21 protein-coding genes are annotated in these 22945 nt (G+C 49.0%); 12 read left to right on the top strand and 9 right to left on the bottom strand.

Features of this window, described 5'->3' with window-relative positions; all coding sequences use genetic code 11:
• Positions 1 to 74: 74 nt before the first annotated feature.
• Complete coding sequence (gene ahr, locus QUF14_RS25750) at positions 75 to 1094, top strand: NADPH-dependent aldehyde reductase Ahr (RefSeq protein ID WP_024211952.1); 1020 nt, start codon at positions 75 to 77, stop codon at positions 1092 to 1094.
• 3 nt (positions 1095 to 1097) lie between these two features.
• On the opposite strand, the gene idnK is transcribed toward ahr, so the two are convergent.
• Positions 1098 to 1661: a gluconokinase gene (idnK, locus tag QUF14_RS25745; protein WP_000896738.1), complete on the bottom strand. Its 564-nt coding sequence runs from the start codon at positions 1659 to 1661 to the stop codon at positions 1098 to 1100.
• 216 nt (positions 1662 to 1877) lie between these two features.
• On the opposite strand from idnK, the gene idnD reads away from it, so the two are divergent.
• From idnD to QUF14_RS25720, 5 genes are all read left to right on the top strand, one after another.
• Positions 1878 to 2909, top strand: a complete 1032-nt coding sequence (idnD, locus tag QUF14_RS25740) for an L-idonate 5-dehydrogenase (protein ID WP_001197418.1) — start codon at positions 1878 to 1880, stop codon at positions 2907 to 2909.
• Between the two features lie 23 nt (positions 2910 to 2932).
• Positions 2933 to 3697, top strand: coding sequence for a gluconate 5-dehydrogenase (idnO, locus tag QUF14_RS25735; RefSeq protein ID WP_000998701.1), 765 nt, complete (start codon positions 2933 to 2935; stop codon positions 3695 to 3697).
• A 64-nt stretch (positions 3698 to 3761) separates the two neighbouring features.
• Positions 3762 to 5081, top strand: a complete 1320-nt coding sequence (idnT, locus tag QUF14_RS25730) for a gnt-II system L-idonate transporter (RefSeq protein ID WP_001128340.1) — start codon at positions 3762 to 3764, stop codon at positions 5079 to 5081.
• A gap of 66 nt (positions 5082 to 5147) precedes the next feature.
• The gene (gene idnR / locus QUF14_RS25725; protein ID WP_001422765.1) at positions 5148 to 6146 is read left to right on the top strand and encodes a DNA-binding transcriptional regulator IdnR; all 999 of its coding nucleotides are present in this window, start codon (positions 5148 to 5150) and stop codon (positions 6144 to 6146) included.
• Positions 6147 to 6223: 77 nt separating this feature from the next.
• Positions 6224 to 7726, top strand: a complete 1503-nt coding sequence (locus QUF14_RS25720) for a helicase HerA-like C-terminal domain-containing protein (protein WP_001294564.1) — start codon at positions 6224 to 6226, stop codon at positions 7724 to 7726.
• Between the two features lie 160 nt (positions 7727 to 7886).
• On the opposite strand, the gene lptG is transcribed toward QUF14_RS25720, so the two are convergent.
• From lptG to ytgA, 3 genes are all read right to left on the bottom strand, one after another.
• Positions 7887 to 8969 (bottom strand): LPS export ABC transporter permease LptG, encoded by a 1083-nt coding sequence (gene lptG, locus QUF14_RS25715; protein ID WP_001295681.1) that lies wholly within the window; start codon positions 8967 to 8969, stop codon positions 7887 to 7889.
• Positions 8969 to 10069 carry an LPS export ABC transporter permease LptF gene (gene lptF, locus QUF14_RS25710; protein WP_000584114.1) on the bottom strand — a complete coding sequence of 367 codons (1101 nt, stop codon included), beginning with the start codon at positions 10067 to 10069 and terminating at the stop codon, positions 8969 to 8971. Before lptF ends, lptG begins: the two co-directional genes overlap by 1 nt.
• A gap of 62 nt (positions 10070 to 10131) precedes the next feature.
• Positions 10132 to 10182 carry a protein YtgA gene (ytgA, locus tag QUF14_RS25705; RefSeq protein WP_211180521.1) on the bottom strand — a complete coding sequence of 17 codons (51 nt, stop codon included), beginning with the start codon at positions 10180 to 10182 and terminating at the stop codon, positions 10132 to 10134.
• Positions 10183 to 10335: 153 nt separating this feature from the next.
• Between ytgA and pepA the strand changes: the two genes are divergently transcribed.
• The 3 genes from pepA to valS all read left to right on the top strand — a co-directional run bounded on the left by pepA (position 10336) and on the right by valS (position 15405).
• Positions 10336 to 11847 carry a leucyl aminopeptidase gene (gene pepA / locus QUF14_RS25700; RefSeq protein ID WP_000397144.1) on the top strand — a complete coding sequence of 504 codons (1512 nt, stop codon included), beginning with the start codon at positions 10336 to 10338 and terminating at the stop codon, positions 11845 to 11847.
• 259 nt (positions 11848 to 12106) lie between these two features.
• Positions 12107 to 12550, top strand: a complete 444-nt coding sequence (gene holC, locus QUF14_RS25695; protein WP_000786397.1) for a DNA polymerase III subunit chi — start codon at positions 12107 to 12109, stop codon at positions 12548 to 12550.
• Positions 12550 to 15405: a valine--tRNA ligase gene (gene valS / locus QUF14_RS25690; protein WP_100733714.1), complete on the top strand. Its 2856-nt coding sequence runs from the start codon at positions 12550 to 12552 to the stop codon at positions 15403 to 15405. The genes holC and valS overlap by 1 nt, the downstream gene beginning before the upstream one ends.
• Positions 15406 to 15458: 53 nt before the next feature.
• Here valS and QUF14_RS25685 read toward each other — a convergent pair whose 3' ends face one another.
• Complete coding sequence (locus tag QUF14_RS25685; protein ID WP_000079650.1) at positions 15459 to 16655, bottom strand: YjgN family protein; 1197 nt, start codon at positions 16653 to 16655, stop codon at positions 15459 to 15461.
• Between the two features lie 192 nt (positions 16656 to 16847).
• Between QUF14_RS25685 and QUF14_RS25680 the strand changes: the two genes are divergently transcribed.
• Positions 16848 to 17351, top strand: a complete 504-nt coding sequence (locus tag QUF14_RS25680; RefSeq protein ID WP_001059402.1) for a GNAT family N-acetyltransferase — start codon at positions 16848 to 16850, stop codon at positions 17349 to 17351.
• Positions 17352 to 17495: 144 nt separating this feature from the next.
• Here QUF14_RS25680 and rraB read toward each other — a convergent pair whose 3' ends face one another.
• On the bottom strand, positions 17496 to 17912 hold the full coding sequence (gene rraB / locus QUF14_RS25675) for a ribonuclease E inhibitor RraB (protein WP_000002959.1): 417 nt from the start codon (positions 17910 to 17912) through the stop codon (positions 17496 to 17498).
• Between the two features lie 161 nt (positions 17913 to 18073).
• Between rraB and argF the strand changes: the two genes are divergently transcribed.
• Complete coding sequence (gene argF / locus QUF14_RS25670) at positions 18074 to 19078, top strand: ornithine carbamoyltransferase (RefSeq protein ID WP_000012907.1); 1005 nt, start codon at positions 18074 to 18076, stop codon at positions 19076 to 19078.
• A gap of 57 nt (positions 19079 to 19135) precedes the next feature.
• Here the strand turns inward: argF and QUF14_RS25665 are convergent, their stop codons facing one another.
• The 3 genes from QUF14_RS25665 to QUF14_RS25655 all read right to left on the bottom strand — a co-directional run bounded on the left by QUF14_RS25665 (position 19136) and on the right by QUF14_RS25655 (position 22116).
• A complete protein-coding gene (locus QUF14_RS25665; protein ID WP_100733713.1) occupies positions 19136 to 20803 on the bottom strand; it encodes a DNA-binding protein in 1668 nt (555 codons plus the stop codon).
• A 122-nt stretch (positions 20804 to 20925) separates the two neighbouring features.
• Positions 20926 to 21378 carry a toxin-antitoxin biofilm protein TabA gene (gene tabA / locus QUF14_RS25660; RefSeq protein WP_001355110.1) on the bottom strand — a complete coding sequence of 151 codons (453 nt, stop codon included), beginning with the start codon at positions 21376 to 21378 and terminating at the stop codon, positions 20926 to 20928.
• A gap of 144 nt (positions 21379 to 21522) precedes the next feature.
• Positions 21523 to 22116 carry a TetR/AcrR family transcriptional regulator gene (locus tag QUF14_RS25655; protein ID WP_000256677.1) on the bottom strand — a complete coding sequence of 198 codons (594 nt, stop codon included), beginning with the start codon at positions 22114 to 22116 and terminating at the stop codon, positions 21523 to 21525.
• A 70-nt stretch (positions 22117 to 22186) separates the two neighbouring features.
• Between QUF14_RS25655 and bdcA the strand changes: the two genes are divergently transcribed.
• Complete coding sequence (bdcA, locus tag QUF14_RS25650; RefSeq protein WP_000500711.1) at positions 22187 to 22900, top strand: SDR family oxidoreductase; 714 nt, start codon at positions 22187 to 22189, stop codon at positions 22898 to 22900.
• Positions 22901 to 22945 lie beyond the last annotated feature (45 nt).

Below are 22945 nucleotides of genomic sequence, written 5' to 3'. Positions count from 1 at the left end.
CCTTTGTCACACTCCAGGCACCACGCCCTACCATGCTCTACACTTCCCAGACAACACCAGAGAAGGACAAAAATATGTCGATGATAAAAAGCTATGCCGCAAAAGAGGCTGGCGGCAAACTGGAAGTTTATGAGTACGATCCCGGTGAACTGAAGCCACAAGATGTCGAAGTGCAGGTGGATTACTGCGGGATCTGCCATTCCGATCTGTCGATGATCGACAACGAATGGGGATTTTCACAGTATCCGCTGGTTGCCGGGCATGAGGTGATTGGGCGCGTGGTGGCGCTCGGGAGCGCCGCACAGGATAAAGGTTTGCAGGTCGGTCAGCGTGTCGGGATTGGCTGGACGGCGCGAAGCTGTGGTCACTGCGATGCCTGTATTAGCGGTAATCAGATCAACTGCGAGCAAGGTGCGGTGCCAACAATTATGAATCGCGGCGGTTTTGCCGAGAAGTTGCGTGCAGACTGGCAATGGGTGATTCCACTGCCGGAAAATATCGATATCGAATCCGCCGGGCCGCTGCTGTGTGGTGGTATCACGGTCTTCAAACCACTGTTAATGCACCATATCACTGCCACCAGCCGCGTTGGGGTAATTGGTATTGGCGGGCTGGGGCATATCGCTATAAAACTTCTGCACGCAATGGGATGCGAGGTGACGGCCTTTAGTTCTAATACGGCGAAACAGCAGGAAGTGCTGGCGATGGGTGCCGATAAAGTAGTGAATAGCCGCGATCCGCAGGCACTGAAAGCACTGGCGGGGCAGTTTGATCTCATTATCAACACCGTCAACGTCAGCCTCGACTGGCAGCCTTATTTTGAGGCGCTGACGTATGGCGGTAATTTCCATACAGTCGGCGCGGTCCTCACGCCGCTGTCTGTTCCGGCCTTTACGTTAATTGCGGGCGACCGCAGCGTCTCTGGTTCAGCAACAGGTACACCTTATGAGCTGCGTAAGCTGATGCGCTTTGCCGCCCGCAGCAAGGTTGCGCCGACTACCGAACTGTTCCCGATGTCGAAAATTAACGACGCCATTCAGCATGTACGCGATGGTAAAGCGCGCTACCGCGTGGTGTTGAAAGCAGATTTTTGAAAATCATTCGCAGCGCTGATCTGAGGCGCTGCCCTCTTTCGCACATATTCTGTTTTGTCTTATCGCCAGCACAGCCTGCCGACATTGTTCGGTGACATTGGCAATATCATGGTTGATATCAATGCGCACAATATCCTGTTCATCTGCTTGTGGACGCTCCAGCGCCTCAAACTGACTTTTTAGTAACGCTACCGGCATAAAATGCCCAGCCCGACGCTGCATTCGCGCGAGAATAGTTTCATAGTCGCCATCTAACCAGAGGAAATGAACATGGGGGCTACCCTTGCGTAAAATATCACGATACTGTTTTTTTAATGATGAACAGACAATAAATCCTGTTTCATTCTTTTTATAAAGACTGTATGAAGCATCATTTAAGCGTTCCAGCCAGGGAAGTCGATCTTCATCAGATAATGGAATGCCTTGCGACATTTTATCTATATTTTTGGCTGGATGAAGATCGTCACCATCAATAAATTTCGCAGACAATAACGCGGCAACCTTGCTACCAATTAATGTTTTACCACTCCCTGATACGCCCATCAAAATAAAGCTTTCACCCGCCATTTAAAATCTCCTGAATCATCTTACCTGCGGCGATACTACGCCTGGCGGCATAATAATTTCACGTTTTTTTATTTCTGTTGATAAGAATTACAAGGCACATCACGTTATGCGTAACATAGTAATGTAACAATTTTCTGACGTGATCTTCATCACAAATAATGACAATTAAAACCGCTTAAATGCTTCCGAGGTGTCTACCTGACCAGTGAGGAATTTATGCAAGTGAAAACACAGTCCTGCGTTGTTGCGGGCAAGAAAACTGTTGCCGTTACCGAGCAGACGATAGATTGGAATAATAATGGAACATTAGTACAAATAACCCGAGGTGGAATTTGCGGTTCCGATTTACATTATTATCAGGAAGGAAAAGTAGGTAATTTCATGATAAAGGCACCGATGGTGTTAGGTCATGAAGTTATCGGTAAAGTTATTCATAGCGACTCATCAGAATTACATGAAGGGCAAACGGTAGCCATTAATCCGTCTAAACCTTGCGGTCACTGCAAATACTGCATTGAACATAACGAGAATCAGTGTACAGAGATGCGTTTTTTTGGCAGTGCCATGTATTTCCCTCATGTTGATGGTGGCTTTACCCGTTATAAAATGGTCGAAACGTCGCAATGTGTCCCTTATCCGGCCAAAGCTGACGAAAAGGTTATGGCTTTTGCCGAACCTTTAGCCGTCGCGATTCATGCCGCACATCAGGCCGGCGAGTTACAGGGCAAGCGAGTATTTATTTCCGGTGTTGGGCCCATTGGCTGCCTGATTGTCAGTGCTGTGAAAACACTGGGGGCCTCGGAAATTGTCTGTGCCGATGTGAGTCCCCGTTCCCTTTTGCTGGCCAAAGAGATGGGGGCGGATGTGCTCGTAAACCCACAAAACGACGACATGGATCACTGGAAAGCGGAAAAAGGCTATTTCGATGTCAGCTTTGAAGTGTCCGGTCATCCTTCATCAGTGAATACCTGTCTGGAGGTCACTCGTGCACGCGGCGTAATGGTGCAGGTAGGTATGGGAGGCGCGATGGCAGAATTCCCAATGATGACGTTGATTGGTAAGGAGATTTCACTCAAAGGCTCTTTCCGTTTTACCAGCGAATTTAATACCGCAGTGTCATGGCTGGCGAATGGCGTTATCAATCCACTGCCTTTACTGAGTGCTGAATATCCCTTCACTGACCTGGAAGAGGCGCTACGTTTCGCCGGTGATAAAACCCAGGCAGCAAAAGTCCAGCTTGTTTTCTAAGAGATAAATAAAGGAATAATACAATGAACGATCTATTTTCACTGGCAGGAAAAAATATCTTGATTACCGGTTCAGCACAGGGCATTGGCTTTTTACTGGCAACCGGCCTGGGTAAATATGGCGCACAAATAATTATTAATGATATTACTGCCGAACGCGCAGAACTTGCTGTAGAAAAACTCCGCCAGGAGGGTGTTCGGGCCGTTGCCGCACCTTTTAATGTTACCCATAAACATGAAATTGATACCGCCGTTGAACATATCGAAAAGGACATCGGCCCCATTGATGTGCTGGTGAATAACGCCGGTATCCAGCGCCGTCATCCTTTTACTGAGTTCCCTGAACAAGAGTGGAATGATGTGATCGCAGTAAACCAGACCGCCGTGTTCCTGGTGTCGCAAGCGGTAACTCGTCACATGGTTGAACGCAAGGCGGGTAAAGTTATTAATATTTGCTCGATGCAAAGCGAACTGGGACGTGACACCATCACCCCTTATGCCGCATCGAAAGGAGCGGTAAAAATGCTCACCCGCGGCATGTGCGTCGAGCTGGCGCGCCACAATATTCAGGTCAACGGTATTGCGCCGGGCTATTTCAAAACAGAAATGACTAAAGCACTGGTTGAGGACGAAGCCTTCACCGCCTGGTTGTGCAAACGGACCCCCGCCGCACGCTGGGGCGATCCGCAGGAACTGATTGGTGCTGCGGTGTTCCTTTCTTCAAAAGCCTCTGATTTCGTAAACGGCCACCTGTTGTTTGTTGATGGCGGCATGTTGGTGGCTGTTTAACAGCCACTACCCTGCGTGCAGCGCGAAAGCGCTGCTTTTCTGGCACTAATAAGAGATAAAGACTATGCCATTAATCATTATTGCGGCAGGCGTCGCGCTGCTTCTTATCCTGATGATCGGCTTTAAAGTTAACGGCTTTATTGCCCTCGTTCTGGTAGCTGCCGTCGTCGGATTTGCCGAAGGGATGGATGCACAGGCCGTCCTGCACTCTATACAAAATGGTATCGGCAGCACGCTCGGCGGGCTGGCAATGATCCTCGGTTTCGGGGCCATGTTAGGCAAGCTGATTTCTGATACGGGCGCGGCACAACGTATCGCCACTACGCTGATTGCTACTTTTGGTAAAAAACGCGTGCAATGGGCGCTAGTGATCACCGGTCTGGTTGTGGGCCTCGCCATGTTTTTTGAAGTGGGTTTTGTCCTGCTGTTGCCGTTGGTATTTACCATCGTAGCATCATCAGGATTACCCCTGTTGTATGTTGGCGTACCAATGGTAGCAGCGCTCTCTGTAACCCACTGTTTTCTGCCGCCACATCCTGGTCCTACTGCCATCGCGACTATCTTTGAGGCTAATCTCGGAACGACTCTACTGTATGGATTTATCATTACCATTCCGACAGTTATTGTCGCAGGACCGCTGTTTTCTAAACTGCTAACTCGCTTTGAGAAAGCACCACCAGAAGGCTTATTTAATCCTCATCTGTTTAGCGAAGAGGAGATGCCCTCCTTCTGGAACAGTATTTTCGCTGCCGTGATCCCGGTCATCCTGATGGCTATCGCCGCCGTTTGTGAAATTACGTTACCGAAAACTAACACCGTGCGCCTCTTCTTTGAATTTGTCGGTAGCCCTGCCGTTGCGCTGTTTATTGCCATTGTTATTGCGATTTTCACACTGGGCCGACGTAATGGACGCACCATCGAGCAAATCATGGATATCATTGGGGATTCTATAGGCGCTATCGCGATGATTGTGTTTATTATCGCTGGCGGCGGCGCGTTTAAGCAGGTATTAGTAGATAGCGGTGTCGGGCAGTATATTTCACACTTAATGACCGGAACTACGCTTTCGCCGTTATTGATGTGCTGGACTGTTGCGGCGCTGTTGCGTATCGCTCTGGGCTCTGCCACCGTCGCGGCCATTACCACCGCGGGTGTGGTGTTGCCGATTATCAACGTTACCCATGCCGATCCCGCTTTAATGGTACTGGCAACCGGTGCGGGCAGCGTGATCGCGTCACACGTAAACGACCCTGGCTTCTGGCTATTTAAAGGGTATTTTAATCTGACGGTTGGTGAAACGTTGCGTACCTGGACGGTGATGGAAACCCTTATTTCTATTATGGGTTTGCTGGGCGTGTTAGCCATTAACGCCGTATTGCACTGAAAGAATAAAATATTGTGATGTAGTTTCGGGGGAAGATTGAAGATTCCCCCGACGTTGGGAGAAGTTATGCGCAATCACAGAATTTCTTTACAGGATATCGCTACGCTGGCTGGCGTAACAAAAATGACCGTGAGTCGTTATATCCGCTCGCCGAAAAAGGTGGCAAAGGAAACAGGCGAGCGCATCGCCAAAATTATGGAAGAGATCAATTATATCCCTAATCGCGCTCCCGGCATGTTGTTGAATGCACAAAGTTATACCCTCGGTATCTTGATTCCGTCATTTCAAAATCAACTCTTCGCTGACATTCTCGCGGGAATAGAATCCGTCACCTCTGAGCATAATTATCAGACCCTTATTGCTAATTACAATTACGATCGCGATTCCGAAGAAGAGTCGGTGATTAACCTGCTCTCTTATAACATTGACGGGATTATTCTTTCGGAAAAATATCACACCATCAGGACGGTGAAATTTCTGCGTTCAGCCACCATTCCGGTCGTGGAATTGATGGATGTACAGGGAGAACGGCTGGATATGGAGGTCGGTTTTGATAATCGGCAGGCCGCTTTTGACATGGTGTGTACCATGCTGGATAAGCGAGTCAGGCGCAAAATTCTGTATCTCGGTTCCAAAGATGACACCCGCGATGAACAGCGTTATCAGGGGTATTGCGATGCGATGATGCTGCATAATCTTTCCCCGTTACGCATGAATCCACGCGCCATCTCATCCATTCATTTAGGAATGCAATTAATGCGAGATGCCCTTAGCGCAAACCCGGATTTAGACGGTGTATTTTGCACCAATGACGATATTGCGATGGGTGCGCTTCTGCTGTGCCGCGAGCGAAACCTCGCCGTGCCAGAACAAATTTCCATTGCGGGTTTTCATGGGCTGGAGATTGGCAGGCAAATGATCCCAAGCCTCGCCAGCGTAATTACTCCCCGTTTTGATATTGGTCGGATGGCCGCCCAAATGTTGCTGAGCAAAATTAAAAATAACGATCACAACCACAACACTGTTGACCTCGGGTATCAGATTTATCACGGTAACACGCTTTAGGTTATTTTCTCTTCATTACACGTATTCTCTTTGCCGGACGTTGCCTATACTCCAGGCAGGAAACTGGAGGAAATCTCATGAGCGAACCCCTGTTAATTGCCCGCACGCCGGACACAGAACTGTTTTTACTGCCGGGAATGGCTAACCGTCACGGGCTGATTACTGGCGCAACGGGGACGGGTAAAACCGTTACGCTGCAAAAACTGGCAGAGTCATTGTCGGAAATCGGTGTTCCGGTGTTTATGGCCGATGTGAAAGGTGATTTAACGGGAGTAGCGGAGGAAGGTACATCTTCGGAAAAACTGCTCGCAAGGCTTAAAAATATCGGCGTCAATGACTGGCAACCACATGCTAATCCGGTGGTGGTGTGGGATATCTTTGGCGAGAAAGGCCACCCGGTGCGGGCGACGGTTTCAGACCTGGGGCCGCTGTTGCTGGCGCGACTGTTGAATCTCAACGATGTGCAATCTGGCGTGCTGAATATTATCTTCCGCATTGCTGATGATCAGGGGCTGTTACTGCTCGACTTTAAAGATTTGCGGGCGATTACCCAGTACATCGGCGATAACGCCAAATCCTTCCAGAATCAGTACGGTAATATCAGTAGCGCATCGGTTGGTGCCATCCAGCGCGGGCTGTTGTCGCTGGAACAACAAGGCGCAGCACACTTTTTTGGCGAGCCGATGCTGGATATCAAAGACTGGATGCGCACCGATGCCAATGGTAAAGGGGTTATCAATATCCTCAGCGCCGAGAAGCTCTACCAGATGCCGAAACTGTATGCCGCCAGCCTGCTGTGGATGCTTTCAGAGTTGTATGAACAATTGCCGGAAGCAGGCGATCTGGAAAAACCGAAACTGGTGTTTTTCTTCGACGAAGCACATCTGCTGTTTAACGATGCACCGCAGGTACTGCTGGATAAGATTGAGCAGGTGATAAGGCTTATTCGCTCAAAAGGCGTTGGGGTCTGGTTCGTTTCGCAAAACCCGTCGGATATTCCGGATAATGTGCTCGGGCAGCTCGGTAATCGTGTTCAACATGCTTTGCGTGCTTTTACGCCTAAAGATCAGAAAGCAGTAAAAGCTGCGGCGCAAACCATGCGGGCCAATCCGGCGTTTGATACCGAAAAGGCGATTCAGGAACTGGGGACCGGCGAGGCGTTAATCTCGTTTCTCGATGCGAAAGGAAGTCCTTCAGTGGTGGAACGGGCGATGGTTATCGCGCCTTGTTCGCGAATGGGGCCGGTGACGGAAGATGAGCGTAATAGCCTGATTAATCACTCCCCGGTGTATGGCAAGTACGAGGATGACGTGGACCGGGAATCCGCCTATGAGATGTTGCAAAAAGGCTTTCAGGCCAGTACCGAGCAGCAAAATAATCCTCCCGCGAACGGGAAAGAGGTGGCGGTGGATGACGGTATTCTTGGTGGATTGAAGGATATTTTGTTTGGCACTACCGGACCACGCGGCGGGAAGAAAGATGGTGTGGTGCAAACAATGGCGAAAAGCGCCGCCCGCCAGGTGACGAATCAGATTGTACGCGGTGTGCTGGGGAGTTTGCTGGGGGGGAGAAAAAGGTAAGTCAGGTGCGATTTGTCTTTGCTTGATGCGACGCTGGCGCGTCTTATCATGCCTACACCACTGCAATATATTGAATTTTCATGATTTTTCAGGCATGAACAAAGCACACTTTGCTAACAATAATAAAGGGAGCTTTCGCTCCCCTTATACGTTCATCCAGTTACGATTTTCTCATTAACAGCCACAGGCTGATTAAGAAGAAGCTGGCGCTTGGCAACAGTGCGCCGATGATCGGCGGGATGCCGTAAACCAGCGTCAGCGGGCCGAAGATCTGGTCCAGTACGTAGAAGACAAAACCGAAGCTGATACCGGTGACCACACGCACGCCCATCGGCACGCTACGCAGTGGGCCGAAGATGAACGACAGCGCCATCAGCATCATCACCGCCACGGATAACGGCTGGAAGATTTTGCTCCACATGTTGAGCTGATAACGTCCGGCATCCTGACCGCTCGACTTCAGATACTTCACGTAGTTGTGCAAACCACTGATGGAGAGTGCATCCGGGTCCAGCGCCACCACGCCCAGTTTGTCCGGCGTGAGGTTGGTTTTCCAGGTGCCGCTCACCGTCTGCGAACCGGTGATCTGTTTCGGATTGGTCAGATCAGATTCATCAACCTGCGACAGACGCCAGACTTTATGTTCCGGGTCAAACTTCGCGGTAGCGGCATAGCGTACAGATTGCAGACGACGATTCTCATTAAAGGCATAGATACTGATGCCACCTAACTCTTCGTCACCTTTAACCCGCTCAATGTAGACGAAGTTGTTGCCATCTTTTGCCCATAAACCTTGCTGGGTAGAGAGCAACGAGCCACCGTACATCGCCTGCGCGCGGTAGTTACGCGCCATCTGCTCGCCCTGCGGTGCGACCCATTCGCCAATCGCCATCGTCAACAAGACCAGCGGAATGGCGGTTTTCATCACCGACAGCGCCACCTGCATACGGGTAAAACCAGAAGCCTGCATGACCACCAGTTCGCTGCGCTGCGCCAACATCCCAAGACCAAGCAACGCCCCAAGCAGAGCCGCCATCGGGAAGAAGATTTGCACATCTTTCGGCACGCTCAGCAAGGTATACATTCCTGCGCCTAACGCGTCGTAACTCCCCTGCCCGGCTTTTTTCAGCTGATCGACAAACTTGATAATGCCCGACAGCGACACCAGCATGAACAGCGTCATCATGATGGTGGTGAAAATAGTTTTACCGATATAGCGGTCAAGTACGCCAAAAGGTTGCATCACACCGCTCCTTTACGCGAAAAACTGGCGCGCAGGCGGCGGACCGGCACGGTGTCCCAAAGGTTGAGAACAATCGCCAAAGCCAGATAAATCAGGTTTACGGTCCACATCCACAGCGTCGGGTCCAGCTTACCTTTACCGCCGTTCGATTTCAGGGAGGTCTGGATCAGGAAGAACAACAGATACAGCAGCATGGCTGGCAGCATCGACAGTACGCGCCCCTGACGCGGGTTAACCACGCTCAGCGGAACGACCATAAGCGCCATCATAAACACGGTGAATACCAGCGTGATACGCCAGTTCAGTTCTGCGCGGGCACGATCGGTGTCAGTGTTCCACAATGTGCGCATGTCCATCTGGTCAGTATCGTTCGGGTCGAGCGCCACCGCCTGGTGACCAATGATCGCCTGATAATCCTGGAAGTCCGTAATGCGAAAATCACGTAACAGTGCAGTGCCTTCGAAACGCGTTCCCTGGTTGAGAGTGACGACCTGGGAGCCGTCGCGCAGCTGGGTTAAATGTCCGGAATCGGCCACCACCACAGAAGGACGTGCATTACCTTTTGGTCGAATTTGCGCGAGGAACACATCTTTGAAATCGCTGCCGTCAACGCTTTCGATGAACAGCACCGAGCTGCCATTAGTCGCTTGCTGGAATTGCCCTTGCGCCAGCGCCGCCATGCCAGGGTTCGCTTTCGCTTCTGCTAACACTTCATCCTGATGACGCGATGACCACGGTCCCGCCCACATCACGTTAACCGCCGCGACGATTGCCGTGAATACCGCAAGGATCATTGCCGCTTTCACCAGAACCGCTTTGCTCAAGCCGCAGGCATGCATTACCGTAATTTCACTTTCGGTATACAGTTTGCCCAGCGTCATCAGCAGCCCGAGGAACAGGCTTAATGGCAGGATAAGCTGCGCCATTTCCGGCACGCCCAACCCGAGAAGGGAGAGCACCAGATTCGCCGGAATATCGCCGTCAACCGCTGCGCCGAGGATCCTCACTAACTTTTGACAGAAGAAGATCAAAAGCAAGATGAAGAGTATCGCCAGCTGGCTTTTGAGCGTCTCCCGCACCAGATATCTTATGATTATCACTTTAAATACGCCCGTAAAAACTCGTCTTTTGCAGGATTTTAGCTTGTTTCATGGCTTAAACGTCATTTATTCTCTTGAGTCGTCGAAATCGTCGCTAAGATAATTATACTCAACGGATTCACCTCTCAGATTTTGTTCTGACGTGCCAATGCCGTAATAACGTTAAGATTAACACGAAGTCATCGCAACAGCGGACATGAGTTACGAAAGCTTGCAATTCTATCTGTAGCCACCGCCGTTGTCTTTAAGATTCAGGAGCGTAGTGCATGGAGTTTAGTGTAAAAAGCGGTAGCCCGGAGAAACAGCGGAGTGCCTGCATCGTCGTGGGCGTCTTCGAACCACGTCGCCTTTCTCCGATTGCAGAACAGCTCGATAAAATCAGCGATGGGTACATCAGCGCCCTGCTACGTCGGGGCGAACTGGAAGGAAAACCGGGGCAGACACTGTTGCTGCACCATGTGCCAAACGTGCTTTCTGAACGCATCCTCCTTATTGGTTGCGGCAAAGAACGTGAGCTGGATGAGCGTCAGTACAAGCAGGTTATTCAGAAAACCATTAATACGCTGAATGATACTGGCTCGATGGAAGCGGTCTGCTTTCTGACTGAACTGCACGTTAAAGGCCGTAACAACTACTGGAAAGTGCGTCAGGCTGTCGAGACGGCAAAAGAGACGCTCTACAGCTTTGATCAGTTGAAAACGAATAAGAGCGAGCCGCGTCGCCCGCTGCGTAAGATGGTCTTCAACGTGCCGACCCGCCGTGAACTGACCAGCGGCGAGCGCGCGATCCAACACGGTCTGGCGATTGCCGCCGGGATTAAAGCAGCAAAAGATCTCGGCAATATGCCGCCGAATATCTGTAATGCCGCTTACCTCGCCTCTCAGGCGCGCCAGTTGGCTGACAGCTACAGCAAGAATGTCATCACCCGCGTTATCGGCGAACAGCAGATGAAAGAGCTGGGGATGCACTCTTATCTGGCGGTTGGTCAGGGTTCGCAAAACGAATCGCTGATGTCGGTGATTGAGTACAAAGGCAACGCGTCGGAAGATGCACGCCCAATCGTGCTGGTAGGTAAAGGTTTGACCTTCGACTCCGGCGGTATCTCCATCAAGCCTTCAGAAGGCATGGATGAGATGAAGTACGATATGTGCGGCGCGGCGGCGGTTTACGGCGTGATGCGTATGGTCGCGGAGCTGCAACTGCCGATTAACGTTATCGGCGTGCTGGCAGGTTGCGAAAACATGCCTGGCGGCCGAGCCTATCGTCCGGGCGATGTGTTAACCACCATGTCCGGTCAAACCGTTGAAGTGCTGAACACCGACGCCGAAGGCCGTCTGGTACTGTGCGACGTGTTAACTTACGTTGAGCGTTTTGAGCCGGAAGCGGTGATTGACGTGGCGACGCTGACCGGTGCCTGCGTTATCGCGCTAGGCCATCATATTACCGGTCTGATGGCGAACCACAATCCGCTGGCCCATGAGCTGATTGCCGCGTCTGAACAATCCGGTGACCGCGCATGGCGTTTGCCGCTGGGTGACGAGTATCAGGAACAGCTGGAGTCCAATTTTGCCGATATGGCGAACATTGGCGGTCGTCCTGGTGGGGCGATTACCGCAGGTTGCTTCCTGTCGCGCTTTACCCGTAAGTACAACTGGGCACACCTGGATATCGCCGGAACCGCCTGGCGTTCTGGTAAAGCGAAAGGCGCAACCGGCCGCCCGGTGGCGTTGCTGGCACAGTTCCTGCTCAACCGCGCCGGGTTTAACGGCGAAGAGTAATTGCATCAGGCTGTGTTGTTATTGTCGGATGCGGCGTGAACGCCTTATCCGACCGACACAGAGCACCGGACCCGTAGGCCTGATAAGACGCGACAGCGTCGCATCTGGCAATGTTGTTATTGTCGGATGCGGCGTGAATGCCTTATCCGACCTACACAGAGTACCGGACCCGTAGGCCTGATAAGACGCGACAGCGTCGCATCAGGCAATTCGGCGTTTATCTGATGTGTATTTAAATCCACCACAAGAAGCCCCATTTATGAAAAACGCAACGTTCTACCTTCTGGACAATGACACCACCGTCGATGGCTTAAGCGCCGTTGAGCAGCTGGTGTGCGAAATTGCCGCAGAACGTTGGCGCAGCGGTAAGCGCGTACTCATCGCCTGTGAAGATGAAAAGCAGGCTTACCGACTGGATGAAGCCCTGTGGGCGCGTCCGGCAGAAAGCTTTGTTCCGCATAATTTAGCGGGAGAAGGACCGCGCGGCGGTGCACCGGTGGAGATCGCCTGGCCACAAAAGCGTAGCAGCAACCCGCGCGATATATTGATTAGTCTGCGAACAAGCTTTGCAGATTTTGCCACCGCTTTCACAGAAGTGGTAGACTTCGTTCCTTATGAAGATTCTCTGAAACAACTGGCGCGCGAACGCTATAAAGCCTACCGCGTGGCTGGTTTCAACCTGAATACGGCAACCTGGAAATAATGGAAAAGACATACAACCCACAAGATATCGAACAGCCGCTTTACGAGCACTGGGAAAAGCAGGGCTACTTTAAGCCTAATGGCGATGAAAGCCAGGAAAGTTTCTGCATCATGATCCCGCCGCCGAACGTCACCGGCAGTTTGCATATGGGTCACGCCTTCCAGCAAACCATCATGGATACCATGATCCGCTATCAGCGTATGCAGGGCAAAAACACCCTGTGGCAGGTCGGTACTGACCACGCAGGGATCGCTACCCAGATGGTCGTTGAGCGCAAGATTGCCGCAGAAGAAGGTAAAACCCGTCACGACTACGGCCGCGAAGCTTTCATCGACAAAATCTGGGAATGGAAAGCGGAATCCGGCGGCACCATTACCCGTCAGATGCGCCGTCTCGGCAACTCCGTCGACTGGGAGCGTGAACGCTTCACCATGGACGAAGGCCTGTCCAATGCGGTGAAAGAAGTTTTCGTTCGTCTGTATAAAGAAGACCTGATTTACCGTGGTAAACGCCTGGTAAACTGGGACCCGAAACTGCGTACCGCTATCTCTGACCTGGAAGTGGAAAACCGCGAATCGAAAGGTTCGATGTGGCACATCCGCTATCCGCTGGCTGATGGCGCGAAAACAGCAGACGGTAAAGATTATCTGGTGGTTGCGACTACCCGTCCGGAAACCCTGCTGGGCGATACCGGCGTGGCCGTTAACCCGGAAGATCCGCGTTACAAAGATCTGATTGGCAAATATGTCATTCTGCCGCTGGTTAACCGTCGTATTCCGATTGTTGGCGACGAACACGCCGATATGGAAAAAGGCACCGGCTGCGTGAAGATCACTCCGGCGCACGACTTTAACGACTATGAAGTCGGTAAACGTCACGCCCTGCCGATGATCAACATCCTGACCTTTGACGGTGATATCCGTGAAAGCGCCCAGGTGTTCGATACTAAAGGTAACGAATCTGACGTTTATTCCAGCGAGATCCCGGCAGAGTTCCAGAAACTGGAGCGTTTTGCCGCGCGTAAAGCAGTCGTTGCTGCGGTTGATGCACTCGGCCTGCTGGAAGAAATTAAACCGCACAACCTGACCGTTCCTTACGGCGACCGTGGCGGCGTAGTTATCGAACCGATGCTGACCGACCAGTGGTACGTGCGTGCCGATGTACTGGCGAAACCGGCAGTTGAAGCGGTTGAGAACGGCGACATTCAGTTCGTACCGAAGCAGTACGAAAACATGTACTTCTCCTGGATGCGCGATATTCAGGACTGGTGTATCTCTCGTCAGCTGTGGTGGGGTCACCGTATCCCGGCATGGTACGACGAAGCGGGTAACGTTTATGTTGGCCGCAACGAAGACGAAGTGCGTAAAGAAAATAACCTCGGTGCCGACGTTGCCCTGCGTCAGGACGAAGACGTTCTCGACACCTGGTTCTCCTCCGCGCTGTGGACCTTCTCCACGCTCGGCTGGCCGGAAAACACCGACGCACTGCGCCAGTTCCACCCAACCAGCGTGATGGTATCCGGCTTCGACATCATCTTCTTCTGGATTGCCCGCATGATCATGATGACCATGCACTTCATCAAAGATGAAAATGGCAAACCGCAGGTGCCGTTCCACACCGTTTACATGACCGGCCTGATTCGTGATGACGAAGGCCAGAAGATGTCCAAATCCAAGGGTAACGTTATCGACCCGCTGGATATGGTTGATGGAATTTCTCTGCCGGAACTGCTGGAAAAACGTACCGGCAATATGATGCAGCCGCAGCTGGCGGACAAAATCCGTAAGCGCACCGAGAAGCAGTTCCCGAACGGCATTGAGCCCCACGGCACTGATGCCCTGCGCTTTACCCTGGCCGCACTCGCTTCTACCGGTCGTGACATCAACTGGGATATGAAGCGTCTGGAAGGTTACCGTAACTTCTGTAACAAGCTGTGGAACGCCAGCCGCTTTGTGCTGATGAACACAGAAGGTCAGGATTGCGGCTTCAACGGCGGCGAAATGACGCTGTCGCTGGCGGACCGCTGGATTCTGGCGGAGTTCAATCAGACCATTAAAGCGTACCGCGAAGCGCTGGACAGCTTCCGCTTCGATATCGCCGCAGGCATTCTGTATGAATTCACCTGGAACCAGTTCTGTGACTGGTATCTGGAGCTGACCAAGCCGGTAATGAACGGTGGCACCGAAGCAGAACTGCGCGGTACTCGCCATACGCTGGTGACTGTACTGGAAGGTCTGCTGCGCCTCGCGCATCCGATCATTCCGTTCATCACCGAAACCATCTGGCAGCGTGTGAAAGTACTTTGCGGTATCACTGCCGACACCATCATGCTGCAACCGTTCCCGCAGTATGATGCATCTCAGGTTGATGAAGCCGCACTGGCCGACACCGAGTGGCTGAAGCAGGCGATCGTTGCGGTACGTAACATCCGTGCAGAAATGAACATCGCACCGGGTAAACCGCTGGAGCTGCTGCTGCGTGGTTGCAGCGCGGATGCAGAACGTCGCGTAAATGAAAACCGTGGCTTCCTGCAAACGCTGGCGCGTCTGGAAAGCATCACCGTGCTGCCTGCCGATGACAAAGGTCCGGTTTCCGTTACGAAGATCATCGACGGTGCAGAGCTGCTGATCCCGATGGCTGGCCTCATCAACAAAGAAGATGAGCTGGCGCGTCTGGCGAAAGAAGTGGCGAAGATTGAAGGTGAAATCAGCCGTATCGAGAACAAACTGGCGAACGAAGGCTTTGTCGCCCGCGCACCGGAAGCGGTCATCGCGAAAGAGCGTGAGAAGCTGGAAGGCTATGCGGAAGCGAAAGCGAAACTGATTGAGCAGCAGGCTGTTATCGCCGCGCTGTAATCAACACCGTGATGAAAACGAAGGCCGGAGCATGCTCCGGCCTTTTTTATCTCTTACAGAAATGGTAAAGAAGGCATAACTCCCCGAGAAATACTGGCTAAGAAGCCTTTATCTGGTTGTTCTTCTTTATTGATTAAAGGAAGGTCATCCAAATCGCCCAGCAAATACGTATTTTTTGCCTGCCAGTCAATCATCCATATTTTCAACAGTGGATAAGCCAGACCGCCCGTAATCCCGGATATCACCACCAACGCACACATGCGATAAAGCATACCGTGGTACGTTAAAGTTGAGCGAAAACGAATACGCCCATCATTCAGTGATAGGTTGCTCATAAAATGGTTTCGCAACGACACCGTTAAATAACTGGTGCTAACAGCAATCCCAAAATAATAGATTAACTGCGCGATTATCATTTTACGTTGCATTTCCATAAATTGCTGTAAATTCTCAATGTCATCATTTGCATATACAGAACTATCATACGCATTTAATATTTGATCGAAGATAATATAACCAGCAACAGCGAGAAAAGGCAATAAAGCTAAAAATGCGAGAATGGCATATTTTATACAATACGTAGTATCTAATTTCACCTTGAAACGATGTATACCGAAACTGGTATTGCTCCAGAGAAAACTCATTACCAGACTATATAAAGTACCATTAAAAATACCAATGGAAACAATACCAACTATTGCCATCAGAACCATAGATATAATAACACTACTTGAACTATTGGCATGTAGCATCTTTGTCGAGATAAAGAAAACAGTCCCCATCCCAACGGCCATTAAAATCGGCAAGAAAAAGGTCACCCACCAGAACCCTTTCATAGAGCAATTAAAACTAAATCTTACGCCGTTGAGACTGGTCATTAAGGCCTGATGACGCAGTCCTTTTGCTGCCATAAATATAAGCAAAACCAACAGTAACAAAGTCAAAACACAACCAACAAGCGGCATATCTGCTGACACTGTCATTAAGATTGCGAAATAGAAAAAAACAAAAACAAGACAACTAACAAAAACATTCCCACCGGTAATTCCATAAGAAAATCGTTGTCCGTTAACTTCCATATTAGCATAAAGATAACGCTTACATTTCATTAATGCCCATGGTAAATAGATACCTAACGTTATAATCGTTAACAACACATTCACCACACAAATAAGAAAATACCTCTCACCTGTACCATGAAAAACAAACGAATGGGACGGAACATCCATTTCATTAATAACTTGAGCCATAAAAAATCCCTGAATTAAAAAATCCATTGATATAACTTATATATACAGACAGTAAAATGTTCTGCCACGTTACAATACTCTTATCAGTAATAGGCTGGCAAAAACTTTATTACTTTATAAGTCGCTTGCGCACGTAAGAAGAGAGTGGTATTAAACAAATGTATAATTACTTTATTTTTATTGGGTTAAACTATGAATAACATTGCGCCGCAATCACCTGTAATGCGTCGCCTGACGCTGCAGGATAATCCTGCTATCGCCCGCGTCATTCGTCAGGTATCCGCCGAATACGGTCTTACCGCTGATAAAGGCTACACCGTCGCCGATCCGAATCTTGACGAGCTGTATCAAGTGTATAGTCAGCCTGGCCATGCATATTGGGTAGTTGAGTACGAGGGTGAAGTGGTCGGCGGCGGTGGGATAGCGCCATTAACCGGGAGTGAGTCGGACATTTGCGAACTGCAAAAGATGTATTTTCTTCCGGCTATCCGCGGCAAAGGGCTGGCAAAAAAACTGGCCTTAATGGCGATGGAGCAGGCGCGAGAGATGGGTTTCAAACGCTGCTATCTGGAAACGACAGCTTTTTTAAAGGAAGCCATTGCGCTTTATGAGCATTTGGGCTTTGAGCATATCGACTATGCGCTTGGCTGCACGGGCCATGTCGATTGTGAAGTGCGGATGTTGCGCGAACTCTAAAAAAATGCCCGCGTGTTCAACTCGCGGGCATTCGAACATTAACAACGTACGTTTTGTTTATGCCGGATGTGACATGAATGCCTTATCCGGGCAACAAATTCACCAGGTTGCAGGAACTACCTGGGCCTGATGCGCTACGCTTAATTAGTGGCGAACTCCGTCATCGTCTTCATCGACAAAATCTTCATCGTCGCCATCTTCGCCGTTAGGATCTTCAAAGTAAGTGCCCCAACCGTCGTACTCAACGTCAAATTTCTCTGCCAGCGTCATCAGTTGTTCAACCTGGGCATCGATCAGATCGGCATTCAACGCGCACTCGCTGAGGATGTCGCAGCAAATCACCACATCACCATCCTCTACTTCCAGTTCTTCCGGATCGGTGACTTCATATCCGAGTTTAAACGCTTCTACCGCTGCTTTCTCCAGCGTTTCAAGGTCGTCTGCGGAAAGATGGTGCTCAATGGTGTACAGCGCATCTGGATCGCTGCCATCTTCCAGTAATTCTTCAATAATTAAACGTGTTTCTTCACGCTGTTCTTCCAGTTGTTCCGGGTTTGCCATGGCTCATTCCTCTTAATGTCCTGCCGATACTCTTATTGTCACACACCACTGACATTGCCTCCACCTTTGTGATAAAGATTTATGCTTTAGACTTGCAAATGAATAACCATACATATAAATTGAATTTTAATTCATTTAGGCGTTAGCCACAGGAGGGATCTATGTCCGGGTTTTATCATAAGCATTTCCTGAAATTACTCGATTTCACGCCAGCTGAACTTAACAGCCTGCTGCAGTTAGCCGCGAAGCTGAAAGCCGATAAGAAAAGCGGTAAAGAAGAAGCCAAACTCACTGGTAAAAACATCGCGCTCATCTTCGAAAAAGACTCGACCCGTACCCGATGCTCTTTCGAAGTTGCCGCATATGACCAGGGTGCTCGCGTTACTTATCTCGGTCCAAGCGGCAGCCAAATTGGTCATAAAGAGTCGATTAAAGACACTGCCCGCGTGCTTGGTCGCATGTATGACGGTATTCAGTATCGCGGCTATGGTCAGGAGATTGTCGAAACACTGGCGGAATACGCTGGCGTGCCGGTATGGAACGGCCTGACCAATGAGTTTCACCCCACGCAGCTGCTGGCGGATCTCCTCACCATGCAGGAGCATTTGCCCGGCAAAGCGTTCAACGAAATGACGCTGGTCTATGCAGGTGACGCACGTAACAACATGGGCAATTCGATGCTCGAAGCTGCAGCGCTTACCGGTCTGGATTTGCGTCTGGTCGCGCCACAGGCGTGCTGGCCAGAAGCTGCGCTGGTTACGGAATGCCGCGCCCTGGCACAACAAAATGGCGGGAATATTACGCTGACGGAAGATGTAGCTAAAGGAGTTGAAGGTGCTGACTTTATCTATACCGATGTATGGGTGTCGATGGGTGAAGCAAAAGAAAAATGGGCTGAACGCATTGCATTACTGCGTGATTATCAGGTGAACAGCAAGATGATGCAGTTGACCGGTAACCCGGAGGTCAAATTCCTCCACTGCCTGCCCGCGTTTCATGACGACCAAACGACGCTTGGCAAAAAAATGGCGGAAGAGTTTGGCCTACATGGCGGAATGGAAGTGACTGATGAGGTCTTCGAATCTGCCGCCAGCATTGTATTTGATCAGGCGGAAAACCGCATGCATACCATCAAAGCGGTGATGGTCGCGACGCTCAGTAAATAATTGACATCTCTATAAAGATGCCGGGAAATACAAAAAATATCCCGGCATCATATTATTTTATGCAGTGTGAGTTCTATTCTTCCACCCCCATTTTTCTATTACTGTTCGTAAATTTTCCGGAGGATTTAATTTTTCTAACTGTTTTTCATTAATATAATTATATATATTGATTTTCCCATCCCGGAGGACTTCCATCATTCTTGTTCTAATTTTTAATTCATTAACCATCTTTTCTTCAAAAATCTTAACGACATAACCCGGAAATTTATTTACAATTTCTTTTGTTTTTTCTTCATCACCATAAACATATCCTAACTCATTAAGATACAGCTGTTCGCCCTCATAACACTTAAGTAATTGATAGAAGTACCACTTAGCAAAATCAGGTTGCTTCATGAAAAAACCCTTCAAAATAATATCATTTACTAAAATGCTGACAGGCACTTCATTAAATAGCAACTTAACATCATCAAATAACTTTAGTATTAAGCGTGATTTTTCTTGATTGCTTAAGTTAAAATCATTGACATATGCAACCAACTTATCCCAAATCAATTCCTGTAATTTACGGCTATTTTTATAGGGTTCTTTATCGAGATTGAAAAATAAGGTCTCAGCTATTTTAATTTTAGATTGATCGCAGCTAAAATCTTTAGATTGATCGCGGCTAAAATCAATATGATTTATCACAGAGCATGCATGCTTTATCTTTGCAGAATCACCAAAATATTGCATGCTTTTATTAAAACACCAATCCAGTATTCTTACATCATCAATATATGGGGATTTTAAAAAAGTCTCCAGAATCGAATCGATGACCGGTGTAAGGTTAACTTTTGCATCATCTAAGGAATCAATAAGAATATGAGACAGGTTAACTTTGATGTCATTAATTTCATTGTCAGTAGCTTTTTTATTATTAATAATATAATTATTTAATACGTTAAGGTCATCTATTTCTTTCAGTATCCCTTTTTTACCCAGCAAGTATGAAATCGATTCATTACATACATAAGGCATTAATAGCAGATGTTCTTTCCTTATTGCTAATAATGCATTATTCAATGGTTTTTCTAATAAATCCGTAATCGTAGAATCAACTGAACCTTTACAACTCACCTGCGAGTTATTTAAGCCATGAGAATTATTTAACTCCTGCGGAATATTTAATAGACGAGCTATTTCCTTGTTAGCTTCGCGTTGGTAACACGCCAGAATCTTGTTAGTAATCAGGTGTAATGAACTCTCATCTTTTCTTTCAAAGGACTTTCCTTCATAACGATTAGTCGAACCATCAGGTTGTTGAAATATAATAGCCGTATGTCCTTGACGAGTTCCCATAGTAGTGATAGTGGAAAGTGTAATTTCTATTTCCACCTTAGATAAATCCGCTCGTTCCCCTTCAGGATTATTCATAACAAACTTCATTATCTCACTGCCATCATTATTTTTGATATAAGATGAGGACTCAATATGAGCCATCATATTTCTTCCCGCTTCGTTGGAGCGTTTGCTAAAATCCACATAACCCAGGGTAAATATTTTTACCAAAAACTCCAAAAATGTCTTAGGATCAAGGATATTTCTTGTATTATCCTGCCCCTCGGCATTACGGGCAAAATTATTCATTCCAACACGCCAGGTATTTAAAACTTCACTTTTTTGTTTAAAATTGTCGGCTAATGTAATGTGTTGAGAATAATTCAAATCTGATATTTTGCTCATGACGAACTCCTTGAGTTAATAAGAACGTCTAAGCATTACAAATTTTACTCACAAAAAAATATCAAAAAACGCTCTTTTCACAAACTCGCCGTAAACCTGGAGTTATTTACGGCGAAAAGTCATCACGCCATCAGCATCTTCACTACTGCTTTGCGAACCTGGGCTGGCGCGCCCACTGCGCACAGCGGTTTATGCACTTCCCCCGGATAAAACACAACAAAATCACCTTCATTAAGGATAACTTTTTTCTCATCAACGCCTTCCGGCAAAAATGCGATGTCTTTGTCTGCTAACCAGTCGGTATCCGGGGTGCCTGCAGGTTGCGTGCTGAAGGTCATGCCTTCCTGACCTTTTAACACAATCTGAATGTCGAGATAGCGGGCATGGTACTCCGCACGGCGAGCTTCGTACGGCTCGGTCATATCTTCCGAGATAAGATAAAACAGACGATTGCCTTCGATATCGTGCTTGCCCTTGGGCGTTTCTGCCGTAACGTTTGCTTTGATATGCTCAATCGCCTGGCGTAACTCCTGGGGTAGCCACGGCTGAAGATTATGAATATTTCCGATGATCATCTTTTCCACTCCTTAATTAAAACAATGTTTCATTTCTATCGTTATACGAAAAGATGATCAATTCCGCCAGCCTTAACGCGTGAATTATTGTCTTATCACAACTTATCGGCAGGCGCGTTCCCGCCTTTCGGATCAAGGCCAGCATCACTCCTTGAGAAGAGTTTTTATCGCTTCCCCCGCCAGGGCAGCTGTTGCACAGAGTTGTTCGATGGAGTGCCCCTCTCGTGCCTTCGCAGAAAGCCCAGACATCACGGTACTCATAAAATCAGTCACACATTGTGCGCTTTGTGGATGCCGCCTTGCGATATAGTCATAAATGGTTGTTTCTGCGGCGTGATAATATTGAACGGCAATACCACGCGCTTGTGGATCATGACTATGAATACCTTCAAGAACCATACAGCCAGCGCAGCCGCCGTTTTGGCTATATCTGCGCGCCGCTTCTTTTAATACCTCAACCAGGCACTCGCCTACCGGACGATCATCACGAAGAATATCGGCAAGCGGAATAGCTTCCGTACCGACATATTCATTGAGTACACGGCTAAATAACCCAGCCTTACTGCCAAAAGCCGCGTAGAGGCTCGGGGGGTTAATACCAAGATAATCAGTAACTTCAGCAACACTGACAGCATCGAAACCTTTTTGGTGAAAAAGCACTTTTGCCGCAGAGACTGCCTGCTCAGGAGCGAAACGTCTGGGACGACCTGGAACGCGAGATTGTTTTTTAGTGACCATTACAAAACTTGTTGACAGAAAGTTAAAACAGTTTTGTAATGCATGTTACATAATAAATCAAGGAGTCCTTATGGGCGCTTTTACAGGTAAGACAGTTCTCATCCTCGGTGGCAGTCGTGGAATCGGTGCTGCTATCGTACGTCGTTTCGTCACCGATGGGGCCAATGTACGATTCACCTATGCGGGGTCGAAAGATGCCGCTGAACGCCTGGCACAAGAGACGGGAGCGACAGCAGTATTCACAGATAGTGCTGACAGAGACGCTGTCATTGATGTCGTTCGTAAGAGCGGTGCATTGGATATCCTGGTGGTAAATGCAGGTATTGGCGTCTTTGGCGATGCCCTGGAATTAAATGCCGACGATATTGATCGCCTTTTCAAAATCAATATTCATGCTCCTTACCATGCCTCTGTTGAAGCCGCCCGGCAGATGCCCGAAGGCGGGCGCATCTTAATCATCGGCTCCGTGAATGGCGATCGTATGCCTGTTGCAGGCATGGCTGCTTATGCCGCCAGTAAATCTGCCCTGCAAGGTATGGCGCGCGGGCTGGCCCGTGATTTTGGACCGCGTGGGATCACCATCAACGTCGTCCAGCCAGGGCCAATTGATACCGACGCGAATCCCGCCAACGGGCCAATGCGCGATATGTTGCATGGTTTTATGGCTATCAAAAGACATGGGCAACCGGAAGAGGTCGCTGGTATGGTCGCATGGTTAGCAGGGCCAGAAGCCAGTTTTGTTACCGGTGCGATGCATACCATTGATGGCGCGTTTGGCGCATAACCGACTACGCTCAATTAAGCCCAGCCATTATCCATGATGTCTGGG

It is taken from the genome of Escherichia sp. HH091_1A (assembly GCF_030295175.1).
GTDB classification, from domain to species: domain Bacteria; phylum Pseudomonadota; class Gammaproteobacteria; order Enterobacterales; family Enterobacteriaceae; genus Escherichia; species Escherichia coli_F.
Note: the sequence above shows the minus strand (reverse complement) of the source record. Positions and strands in the feature narration are given on the sequence as shown.